Origin of the sequence: Micromonospora sp. CPCC 205546 (assembly GCF_036902715.1) — a bacterium.
In the GTDB taxonomy this organism is placed as follows: Bacteria; Actinomycetota; Actinomycetes; order Mycobacteriales; family Micromonosporaceae; genus Micromonospora.
This window is the reverse complement of the sequence record NZ_JBAKHL010000011.1, coordinates 55,180-66,913: the sequence shown is the minus strand read 5'-3', so window position 1 is coordinate 66,913 and position 11,734 is coordinate 55,180. Positions and strand designations below refer to the sequence as shown.

Below are 11,734 nucleotides of genomic sequence, written 5' to 3'. Positions count from 1 at the left end.
AGAGGCTAACCGGACCCTCCGACACGGTGTGTCGCTCCCGGTCGGCCGTTCGGCCGGCGACCGGGCGCGGTTGATCCGTCGCAGGCGGGGTAGCTGAACAGCATGCGACTACCAACCCTGGTCAAGACCGCGGCGGCGGTCACCGCGACAGCCGCCGCCGGGGCGACGGTCACCGACGCTTCCTCGCGCTGGTACCGACGGCTACGCAAGCCGGCCTGGCAACCCCCGCCCGTGGCGTTCCCCCTGGCGTGGACGCCGCTGTACGCGCTGATCGCGGTGGCCGGCGCCCGCGTGCTGGATCGCTCCAGCGAGGCCGACCGCGCGGCGTTCGCCCGCGCCTACGCGCTCAACCTGGTCCTCAACTTCGGGTGGAGCGCCCTGTTCTTCAAGGCCCGCAGGCCCACCGCCGCGCTGGCCGAGATCGCCGCGCTCAACGCCTCCAACCTCGTGCTGCTGCGCCGCGCCTCGCGTGCCGATCGCGTCGCGGCCGTCGCTCTGGCCCCGTACGCCGCGTGGACCGTCTTCGCCACCGCGCTCAACGGCGCCATCGTCCGTCTCAACGGCAACAGGTGAGCGCGGAGTCGTCCTCAGCGGAAGGCTGCCGGCGGCACGCCCGCCCTGTGCGGCTAGTCGACCGCGATGCGCAGGCCACGCACCGGTGAGGCGACGACCAGGGCGAGGCTGAGCACGACGGGCACCGCCAGCATCAGGTACGCGACCCGGACCCCGTAGCTGTCCGCGGCCAACCCGCCGATCAGGGCGCCGAACGGAGTGCCGCCCCAGGCCAGCATGCGCCCGGTGGTGTTGACGCGGCCCTGCAGCGCGTCGGGTGTGAGCAGCTGGCGCACGGTGATGCCGTTCGCGTTGACCATCAGGCGCGCCACCGCCCAGATCGCCCACCCGGCCAGTGCCAGGGCGAACGCCGACGCGCCGGCCAGGCCGACGAGGGCCGCGACGAAGATGACGAGCCCGGTGACGGACACCGTTCCCTGGCCGACCCGACGGCTGGCCCGGGGCAGGATGACGGCGGCGACCAGCGAGCCGACCGCCGCGGCGGCGTAGAGCAGACCCAGGCGCCGGTCCTCGGGGCTGAGGCCGAGAACCTGGTCCGCGTGGACGACGAGCAGACCCAGCACGCCGCCGGCGGCGACGTTGAGGCCGAAGCCCGCGGCGGTCAGCGTACGCAGGACCGGCGTTCGCCAGAGGTGGCGCACCCCTTCGGCGATCTCGGCCCACAGGCGGCGGGCCACCGTGGGCCCCGCGTCCAACCCGGTCCGGATCCGGGCGAGCAGCGCGGCGGACACCAGATAGGTGGCGGCGTCGACGGCCAGCACCAGGGTGGGGTCGGCGATCGCGGCCAGCAGCCCGGCGGCGGCGGGCGCGGCGATCTCCAGCACGATCTCGGTGGACCAGACGAGGCTGTTCGCCCGGGTGACCCCTGGCTTGCCGACGATGCGTACGAAGGCGCCCCAGGCCGCGGCGTCGAACCAGCAGAAACCGCAGCCCACGCCGAACGCCACGATGAGCAGGTACCAGGAGGCCAGCGCGTCGAAGAGCGCGGCGGCCGGCACGGTGGCGAGCAGGAGAGCGCAGCACACGTCAGCGGTGATCATCATGCGCTTGCGCTGGAGGCGGTCCGCGGCGGCGCCGGCGAAGAGCCCGAACAACAGGTACGGCAGGGCTTCGAGGCCCACCACCGCCGCGGTCAGCGCCGGAGAGTCGCTCGTACGGTAGACCAGCAGCGGCAGGGCGACGGCGCTGGCGGCGGTCCCGGCGACCGAGATCGATCGGGCGAGGTACCAGAGGGAGAAGTCACGATGGAACAGCCGGCGTCCTTCGACGCCGGCTGCCTCCCTGCGTTGCGTCACGGCCTGCTTCAGGCCAGCACGGCGAGTTGCCGATCGTCGATGCTGGTCAGTGCGAGGTGCAGGTCCGCCGCCAGATCGTCGGCGAGGCGGGTCATCGACGCACCTTCCTCGTCACTCGGGTGGAAGCACATCTGGCCGCCACCACCGCCGGGCATGACGTCACGGGCCGTCGCCTCGTCGCCGGGGTGGAAGCAGCAGGTACCGCCGCCACCGCCGGGCATGACGTCACGGGCCGTCGCCTCGTCGCCGGGGTGGAAGCAGCAGTCGTCAGCAGACATCTTTTTCCTCATCTCGTTCGAACTGGACCCGGTCGGGTGACCGTCGCCCGGTCCGGCGACGGCCACAGGTGCCACCCCCGCCCGGTCGGGATGACGGGCACCCCGTGCCGCACCAGGCTGAAGCGCTCCAGCCCTGGGGCGATCGTGGTGGCCACCGCGATCGGTGAGCCGACTGGCGCGACCTCGCACACGTGGTAGCCGATGTCGTGACGGGCCAGCGCCCTCCCTACGTGCTCCAGCCCCCAACCCGGGCTGCCGTCACCGGCCACGTCCGCGCGTAGCGGCACCGCCCGCACCGGACCGGAGAGCAGCTCGTCGAGTGGCATCACCGCGCATCGTCGCAGTGCCGGCCAGGTCGCGAGACGCTGGATCGCGGGCGAACCGGCGGCGGACGAGGAGAGCGCACAGACCTGGATCAGCTCGCCGAGGGCACGCGACGCGGCGTCGGTGGCCCAGAGCGATGCGCCGGCCCCGAGTCGGGTCGGCCCGCCGCCGGCCGCCGGGCTGACCGCCAGGTACACCGGCACGTCCAGGTCGGTCGTGGTGTCCAGCAGGTGCACGGGTGCGCCGGCCGCCCGTACGGCCTGCGCGTGCAGCGCACGCAACCCGTCCGGCAGATCGCCGACCGGCACGAGGTCGACGTCCGGGACTCCGGCGACGTACCAGCGCAGAAGCGCCTGCCCGAGCCCGTCGTGTTCGATCAGCTCGCAGAGGCCGTGATAGACGGCCTCTGCCATGTCGACGCCCGCCGCGGTGCCCAGACTGGACGAGTACCGCAGCAGACTGCGGTACGGCCGGACGTCGTCACCCGCCACCGGCCACCGGTAGTAGCGCGGATCGGTGAGGAAGGTGGGATAACGGACCTCCCCGTAGGAGGCACACGCCGCGACGGAGTCCGGGAACTCCGCCGCCCACCGCCGCACGACCAGGTCGGACTCCAGGGCGGGCTGCCCGGCCACGACGCTCGCCGACAGTAGCCTGGTGGCGTCCGCGGTCCACCGTCGGTTGTCCCGGGCCGACATGAGATATCGCTCCAGGGCCTCGAAGTACGCGCTCGCCGCGCCCTGGGGGCCCGATCCCTTCCCCGCACCGACGGCGACCCGGGCACCGTCCCTCGACAGCGTGACGCGCATGGTCGGCGACGCGGCCGGGCCGAGGACCGCCGCCCGCGCCGTGAGGCCGAGCCGGTCGATCTCGGCGGAGGCTGTCGCGAGGGCGTGCTCCGCGGGTACGGATCGGAACGGCACCGCAGCCTCCCCCGGGACTATCCACCCGGCCCGGACTGTGTCAGCGAACAGCCTCGATGTCAACGGCTGGCGGCGGAATCGGAGGCCACGCGACGTACCGCGTCCCTGGGTGGCCGCCCCTTCCGCACCCTCAGGACGGGCTCGTGCCGCTCCGGGTGGAGCCGGCGCCTACCCGAGGGCGTCTCGCCCGCAACCGGTGCGGGCCGTACGCCACGCCGGTCCCACGGCGACCCGACAAGCCGGGCAGCAGGAGGGACCCGGACCGCGTTTCCGCAGCCCGGACCCCTCCTGATCTTGTGGGGCCGAGGGGACTCGGACCCCTGGCCTCCTGATCGGCAGGGACGAGTCACGGCGCACTCCGCCACGAGCAGCGCTCTGTCCCGGGGCCGAAATGTCGGCACGGTTCCGGTCCGTGCGACGCGGCTCAGTGCGTGCCCGCCTCCGCGGGGTCGGCCGGCTGCTCCTCCGGTGAGTCGGACCTCGGGAGGGCGATGGCCGCAACCAGCAGCGCCGCCACCACGAGCGCGGCGGCGACCAGGTACGCCAGGTGGTATCCGGAGGTGAGCGCCACCGCCTCGCGCTCACCGGCCGCGGCCATGTCGTTGGTACGGCTGGTCGACACAGTGGTCAGTACGGCCAGGCCCACGGCGCCGCCCACCTGGTACGTGGTGCCCAACAGCCCGGAGGCGACGCCCGACTCGTCCGGTGCGACACCCGACATGGCCAGGGTCATCAGGGCCGGGAATGCCAGCCCGCCGCCCAGGCCGAACAGGATCATGCCGGGAAGCACGTCGGTGGCATAGCTGCCGTCCGCGGGCGTGCGGGCGAAGACCACCAGACAGAGAGCCACCACGGACAGACTCACCAGCAGCGTCGCCCTCACGCCGAACCGCAGCAGGAACGGACCCGAGAACCGCAGTGCGGTCAGGCCCATGGTGAACGCGGCCGGCAGGAAGGCCATGCCCACCTGCAGGGGACCGAAGCCCAGCACCTGCTGCAGGTAGAGCGCGCCGAAGAAGAAGACCCCGAACATCCCGGCCACCATCAGCAGCTGGAGGACGTTCGCAACGGTGACGTGGCGGGACCGGAACAGCCGCAGCGGGATCAGCGGAACGGCGGTGCGCGTCTGGCGCAGCACGAACGCGGCCACCAGGACGACTCCCAGCACACCGGGCACCAGGGTGTTCGCCGACGCCCACCCCCAGGTCGCGACCTGCAGGATCGCGTAGACGACGCCCATGAGGCCGACCGTGAGCATTGCGGCTCCGGGAAGGTCAGCTCCCTGACGCAGGCCGATGTGTCCGCCCGGGCGGACGTGGCGCAGGCAGAGCAGCGCTGTCACGATCCCGATCGGCAGGTTGATGATGAACACCCAACGCCAGTTGAGCGCGGCGGTCAGCGCACCGCCGGCGATGAGACCGGCCGAGCCGCCGGTGGCGGTCACGAAGCCGTAGACGCCGATCGCCTTGGCCTGCTCCCGCGGCTCGGGGAACATGTTCACGATCATGCCGAGGATGACCGCGGAGGTGAGCGCACCGCCAACCCCCTGGGCGAACCGGCCGGCGACCAGCAGCAGTTGGCTCTGCGCCACCGCACAGAGCATGGAGGCGCAGGTGAAGATCGCCAGGCCGGTCAGGAACACTCCGCGTTTGCCGACCATGTCGCCGAGCCGACCCGCCAGCAGCAACAGCCCGCCGAAGGCGATCAGGTAACCGTTCACCACCCACGCCAGGTCGGACTGGGAGAAGCCCAGACTCTGCCGGATCGAGGGCAGTGCGACATTGACGATGGTCGCGTCGAGCAGGATCATCAGCTCGCCGAGGCAGAGCACGTACAGGGCGATCCAGCGGGAGCGGTCGGGTTGCGTTGCGGTGGTCATGGGGTTGTCTCCAGCGGTTGAATGGTCCTACCGAAAGATCTGGGCGACGTCGGGCGACGTGTGCTCGCGGTCGGGCCGGGGCACCGCCGAAGCGGGACCCCGGCCGCGAGAACCGAGCGGTACCGGTTGGTCATTCGCTGGTGAAGTCCACCTCGCCCAGTGCCAGGAGCAGCTCGTCCTGGTCGACGTCGCCGATGACCGAGTGCGTGTTCCCGGCCAGCAGGCTGCGCAACGACCGCTCGCAGTCGTCCAGCCAACCCTCGATCTCGTCCGTCGAGTGGATCTTCGGCGAGTACTTGACCGCCAGTTCGAGCTTTCCGCAACTTATCTGGGCGGCGACGTCGATGAGGTAGTGCCGCGCCGAGTCCGGGCTCTGTTCGGCCGTCAACGAGCCCGGCACCGTGTCGAAGAGCGGGTCGGTCTCGCCCTCACCGTCGAAGACACCCAGGTAGTTGTAGCTGACCTGCCGCTCCGGCAGCTCCCGCAGAGGATGGTCCGCCGGACATGCGTCCAGGTATCGCAACATCCCCCACTCCAGGTCCCGGCCCCGGAGATCCGCCACGGCACGGCGCACTCGCGGCAGCGCCGCCTCGGCCGCCGCGCAGCCGCGCAGGTCCAGCACCATCGGAGCGATGGCGGTGAACCACCCCACCGACCGTGACAGGTCGACGGGAAGGCTGCGTTGCAGTCTCCCGTGTCCCTCCACGTCCAACGCCAGCACCTCGGCCCCCATCCAGCGGGTCAGGCTCCAGCCGACCGCCGTCAGCAGCACCTCGTTGATGCTCGCGTCCGCCGCCTGGCTGAGCGCCTTGGCGGAGAACTCCCGGTGGAGCACCTCCGTGTCGCGTTCGAGTGGCGGCTGCTCGACGTGGCCGGGCAGCCGCCCGGACGCCACCGACATCCTGTCCAGCCAGGCGTCCGCGAGTGCCTGCCCGTCCACCTGGCCCGCCTGCTGCTGCACCCGGCGGGCCCACGCCAGGTAGCCGAGGGTCGGCGCCGGCAGCGCGGCCTCGCCCCCGCGCTCGACCGCGTCCAGCAGCGCACGCAGGTCGTCCTCGATGATCCGCCAGGAGACGCCGTCGACCGCCGCGTGATGGACCACGACCACCAGTTGCGCCGGCGACGGCCCGCTCGACCTCAGGTGCGCGGCCCGTACCAGCGGCCCGTCATGCGGGTCGAGGCCGCGGTGCAGTTCGCTCTCGATCTGCGTGGGCGACACGTGCCGACCGTCGGACGACGGCTCCCTGACCTCCAGACGCAGGTTCGGCGCGGCCTCGTCGACGGTGGTCAGCCGCCACCCGTCCGCCTGTTCGACCAGGCGGAGCCGCAGCGCGTCGTGCCGCTCGACCAGGGCGAGCAGCACCTCCTCCAGCTGTTGCGACGTGATCGTGCTGTCCACCTGGTAGCGCATGCCCATCGTGAGGTGGTTGCGCACCTCGGGCTGGTCGGCCTTCTCCAGCCACCAGGCGAAGATGGGCGGCACCGCCACCGGACCCGTGCCCTCCGACCCGGCGTCCGTCAGTGGCACGTCGGTCAACTGGTCGCCGTCGGCGAGATGCGCCAACAGCGCGGCCACGGTCTTGTGCTCGAACAGGTCGAGGGCGCTGAACCGGATCCCCCGGTCGGCGGCCCGGGTGACCACCTGGATGGCCCGGATCGAGTCGCCTCCCACGGCGAAGAAGCCGTCGTCCTCGGTCAGCTCGGGCCGCCCGAGCACGCTGCGGAAGACCTCCAGCATCGCCTCGGTGTGCTGCGCCGAGATGTCCGAGCGCGTGCGGACGGCCGTCCGGGCGCAGGTCACCCGGGCCGGCGGCAGGCCGAGCAGCTCGGCCACCTCGGTCGCGTCCTCGACCCCGTCGGCCCGTACCTCCGCCGTGAAGGTGTCGAACGGCAGCAGGGGCGCCACGGCACCGCCCTCGGCCCGCAGACCGATCAGCATCCGGCCGGCCGTGCCGTCGAGCGCCAGGTGCATCGACGCCAGGCCCTGGGCCGGGGTGAGCCGGTCGAACCCGCGCCGTCGGGCGAGTTCGACCAGGGCCGACGGCGCCCCCGCCGCCATGCCGGTCTGCTGCCACATGCTCCAGTCGAGGCAGACGGTGTCCCGACCGGTGTGGTGGGCCGTCCAGGCGGCGTGGGCGGCCTGGTAGGCGCAGGCACCCGCGTAGTCGGCGAACCCGGCGCCACCGAAGAAGCCGTTGACCGAACTGAACGTCACCACGGAGGTGGGTCGGCCGGCGAACACCGAGTCGAGGGCGTGACACAGCCGGATCCGGTCGGCGGCACGACGACGCGTGTGGGAGTCGTCCACCCGCTCGGCAGCCATCAGGGCGTCCACCTGTTCCACCACCGAGCCCTCGCCGGCGAGGTTGAACACGCCGTCCAGCGTGCCCCAGTCCCGTTCGGCGGCGTCCACCACGGCGCGCAGCGCGTCGGCGTCGACGGCGTCCAGCGCCTGGTACCGCAGCTGCGCGCCGGGCTCGGCCGCGGCCTGGTCCGACAGGTAGGCGAGGGTCTGGGCCCGCGGGCCACCGCCGTCGCCGCTGCTGCGGCCGACGACCAGCAGTCGGGCCCGGAAGCGGCGCAACAGGTGCTGGCACAGGTGGGCGCCCACCCCGCCCAGACCGCCGATCACCAGGTACACGCCGCCTTCCCGCAGCACCCGGCGCGGCTGAGCCGGGACCGCGTCGTAGGCGACCGGTTCCAGGACCGGCGTGAGCCGTACGCCGTCGCGGTAGGCGACCTGGGTGTCGCCCGGCCCTGCGGTGTGCTCGCTGAGCAGGGCGTCGTCCGGTCCCCCGTCGACCAGCTTCACGGCCAGTTGCGGGTACGACTGCCGCAGGCTCTCCGCCAGGCCGGGCAGCGCGGCGTGCGCGATGCTGGGCTCCGCGCCGGTGACAGCGAACGCCGACTCGGTGGCGAAGATGATCGCCGGCGGCTCGGTCAGGTCGGCCACGGCGCGACACAGGGCGTCCCACTCGGAGTGCGCCGTGGTCAGCGCCCGTACCGCGGTGTCGGCGTCGGCGGCGCCCTCCGGCGCCGTCCGGCGGCGTGCGTCGATCACCAGGTCGAGGCCACCGTGGCGCTCGCTGGCGGCGGCCAGCAGGGCGGCCAGGTCGCCGTCGTCGTCCGGGCGGTACTGGGCGAGACCGGCCTCGTCGAAGCCGGCGAAGCTGGCACCGGGCACCGCGACCAGTGCCCCCGGCGCGGCGGCGCCGTCGCCCAGCCACAGGATCCGCCGGGCCGGAGCGGGTGCCGCCATGGTCGGCCGCCACCGGGGCACGTAGTGCCAGGCCGGTAGCGAGAGCGCTTCGCCCAGACCGGTTCCGCTGCGCAGCCGGATGCGGTCGGCGAGGTCACCGGCCAGAAACGCCTGGGCCAGTGGGGGACGACGGATCTTGCCGATGATGGTGCGGGGCCACTGCTCCGGGTCGAGTTCCACCACGGCCACGGGGCGCAGGTTGAACTCGTCGACGAGGGCCGTCTCGATCGCCTGCGGGTCGGCCGTCTCACCGGCCGTCGAGCTGTAGAACAGCACCAGGTCGTCGGTGACCGCGTCGGCGGAGCGCACCGACACCGCCGCGCAGCAGCCGGAGCGGACCCCTGGCACGGCCTCCACCGCGTTCTCCAGGGCGCGCGCCGCGTAGTTCAGGCCGTTGACGATGATGACGTCCTTCTCGCGCCCGGTGACGGTGAGGCTGCCGTCGACCATGAAGCCGCAGTCGCCCATGCGCAGCCAGCCGTCTTCGGTGAAGGTCTCGGCGTTGGCCTTGTCGTTGCGGTAGTAGCCGTCCATGATCTGGTGGCCACGCACCTCGATCCGGCCGGCCACACCCTCCGGGCAGACCTGGCCGTCGGCGTCGACCACGCGCATCGCCACCCCGGCGGTGGGCACGCCCACCTCCACGAAGGGGCTGCCGTCGCCGGGCAGGGCCCGGGCCACCGGACGGTCGAGGCCCGTGTCGCTGAGCCAGTGCACGTTGTCCTGACGGCCCCGGATCAGGTTGTGCGCGACGATGATGGCCGAGCTGGTCTCCGTCATGCCGAAGACCGGTTTCACCACGTCAGGGCGGAGGCCGTGCGGTGCCAGCAGGTTGAGGAAACGCTGGTTGCCCTCGTGCGTGACGGCCTCACCCCCGTTCTCCCAGACCTTGATCGTGCTGAGGTCCCAGCTGCCCCGGGCGATCTTCTCGGCCTGCTCGTTGATCATGTTGAAGCCGAAGTTGGCCATCCAGGTGATGGTGACCCGGTGCCGGTCGCACAGGTCCAGCAGCCGGGTCGGTTCGGCCAGCACATAGCTGGTGTTCACGTGGATCTGCTGGTTGGCCAGGCAGAGGTCGCGCATGTGGTGCTGGACCAGGCCGCCGACGTGGTCTACGGCCAGCCAGTTGATCGAAACGTCGTCGTCGAGGGCGAACTCCCGACCGATGGCGTCGGCGAGGCTGACCAGGTTGGTGTGCGACAACGCCACGCCCTTGGGCGCACCGGTGCTGCCCGAGGTCAGCAGCAGCAGCGCGTGCCGACTGGGTGACCAGCTCTCGACCGGCAACGGCGCACAGGCCTGCGCGGTCTCCAGGGACAGCAGCTGTGCGGTCAGGCCGCGCTGCTCCAGGGCTGGCAGGGTCGCATCCCGCTGGGCCTGCGTGGTGAGGATGACCCGGCGGGTGAGCATGGTGTCCGGCCCGAGCAGGTGCCACAGCGGATTGCCCGCGGCCTCGTACGGGACGGCCGGGATGAGAGGCACCGCCAGCACGCCCGTCATGATGCAGGCCCAGATCCCCGAGAACAGCTCGTCCGGCCGGGAACTGTGGAGGATCAGCTCGTCGCCGGCACCCAGCCCCTGCTCCCGCAGGTAGCTGCCGATCCGGGCCGCCCGGTCGAGCAGCTCGGCGTAGCTGAGTTGCTGCTCGTTGCCGTCGGCGTCGACGAGCAGCAGGCCGCGACCCGTGTCGGCCGCGCGACGCAGGCGTACCAACAGGTCGTCGGTGGGGGCGGGAACCTCGGGCCCGACCGCCTCCGCCGGCCTGGTACCGGGATAGGTCCCGCCGGATGCCACGAAGTTGGCCGGCAGCGGCGCGGGGGCGGCTCCGGCCGGTGCGCAGCGGACGTGCAGGCGTACCGGGGCGCCGTGCGTCTCGCCCAGGGTCTGTTCCGCGCGGGCCAGCAACCAACTGTCCGGCGGCGCCGCGGCGACCAGGCGCGCCAGGTCCACCGTGCCCTGCTCGTCACGGGGCAGCGTCGGCACGGACGCCGTCGCCACCGGCGCCGCCCAGCCGGGCAGCAGCGCGACGAGCCGGTCCAGCACGCCCGGCGAGACGCTGCCGTCCGATGCGCACAGCACCAGGCGGTTGCGGTCGGTGTCCGGGTCGCGGGTCACCAGCGCGGCGTCGCCCAGCCCGGCCTCGCCCAGCAGCCGGTCGAGCAGACCCGGCGCCAGCCGCCGTCCGGCGATCCGCAGCGGGTCCAGCTCGCGCAGGTCGAACTCGATGGTGCCGTCGTTGCGCCGACGCGCCCGGTAGTCGGTGACCCAGATCCGTTCTTCGGCCGTCGACGCGGTGGCCACCAGCGCGTCCAGGTCGTCCGCGACGACCGGCGGCCGCCCGGCGAGAGCCAGCCAGCCCCAGGCGTTGTCCGGCAGCGGCCGCCCGGCCCGGTTGCAGACCCGGTGCCGTCCTGGCACCCGCCCCCGGTGCGTACGCTCCTCGGCCGTGCCCGACGGGCGGGTGTCGGCGATGAGGAAGTGGTCGCCGAAGCCGTGTCGGTGTCGGTCGGCCGGGGGCAGGTCGTCCGGGCAGCCGCTACCCCAGGTCACCCAGCCCGCGTGACCGGTCGGGTCGGTCGCCGCCGGAGCAGCGGACAACCGGCCGACGGGACAGGCCAGCACCGCCTGCGGATCGGGTACCGGCACGGCGTCGGCGGTCCGGAGGGTGAGCCGGCCGACCCCGGCCAACCAGGCGCCGACCACCAACGGCAGCCAGGCGTCCACCCGCCAGTCGGCGAGCACCTGCAACGCCGTGGGGGCAGGCGTGGGCAACTCGAGGCGGCCCAGGGTCGACCACGGGTGAGCCACGCAGCCGACGAGCGGCTCGGTCACCACCAGCGCCGCGTCCAGGCACCGCGGCTCGACCGGGCTGACGCGTACGCCCGACTCCGCGGTGACCTCGAGCCGGGTGTCGGTGGGGCCGGGGCCGACCCGCGGGGTCCCGCCGGCCAACCAGACCGCCAGGCAGGAGACCACCGTGTCCGCCGGCCCGCCGGCGGACACGGCGACCAGTTCCCCGGGCTGGACGTCGTGGCCGCCCAGCGTCTTCGTCAGCGCGGTGACCCGATCGGCGGTCGCCGCACCGCCGAACGTGCCCGGGGCGAGGTCGTCGGCGCCGGAACGCAGCGCGGTGAGGACCCGCTCGACCAGTTCAGCGGGGGTGGTCGTGGTGGTGAACGGATGTGGCTGCACGACTGCTCTCC

General features: G+C 72.8%; 6 protein-coding genes. 1 reads left to right on the top strand and 5 read right to left on the bottom strand.

Annotated features, from left to right (window positions below; translation table 11 throughout):
• The first annotated feature begins 102 nt into the window (after positions 1–102).
• Positions 103–573 (top strand): TspO/MBR family protein, encoded by a 471-nt coding sequence (locus tag V6U77_RS09085; RefSeq protein WP_334605797.1) that lies wholly within the window; start codon positions 103–105, stop codon positions 571–573.
• 53 nt (positions 574–626) lie between these two features.
• Here the strand turns inward: V6U77_RS09085 and V6U77_RS09080 are convergent, their stop codons facing one another.
• The 5 genes from V6U77_RS09080 to V6U77_RS09060 form a co-directional block, all read right to left on the bottom strand.
• Positions 627–1,868 carry an MFS transporter gene (locus V6U77_RS09080; protein WP_334605796.1) on the bottom strand — a complete coding sequence of 414 codons (1,242 nt, stop codon included), beginning with the start codon at positions 1,866–1,868 and terminating at the stop codon, positions 627–629.
• 8 nt (positions 1,869–1,876) lie between these two features.
• A complete protein-coding gene (locus V6U77_RS09075) occupies positions 1,877–2,146 on the bottom strand; it encodes a hypothetical protein (RefSeq protein WP_334605795.1) in 270 nt (89 codons plus the stop codon).
• An 8-nt stretch (positions 2,147–2,154) separates the two neighbouring features.
• A complete protein-coding gene (locus tag V6U77_RS09070; protein ID WP_334605794.1) occupies positions 2,155–3,393 on the bottom strand; it encodes a YcaO-like family protein in 1,239 nt (412 codons plus the stop codon).
• 424 nt (positions 3,394–3,817) lie between these two features.
• Positions 3,818–5,272, bottom strand: coding sequence for a DHA2 family efflux MFS transporter permease subunit (locus V6U77_RS09065; protein WP_334605793.1), 1,455 nt, complete (start codon positions 5,270–5,272; stop codon positions 3,818–3,820).
• Positions 5,273–5,402: 130 nt separating this feature from the next.
• The gene (locus tag V6U77_RS09060; RefSeq protein WP_334605792.1) at positions 5,403–11,723 is read right to left on the bottom strand and encodes an SDR family NAD(P)-dependent oxidoreductase; all 6,321 of its coding nucleotides are present in this window, start codon (positions 11,721–11,723) and stop codon (positions 5,403–5,405) included.
• Positions 11,724–11,734 lie beyond the last annotated feature (11 nt).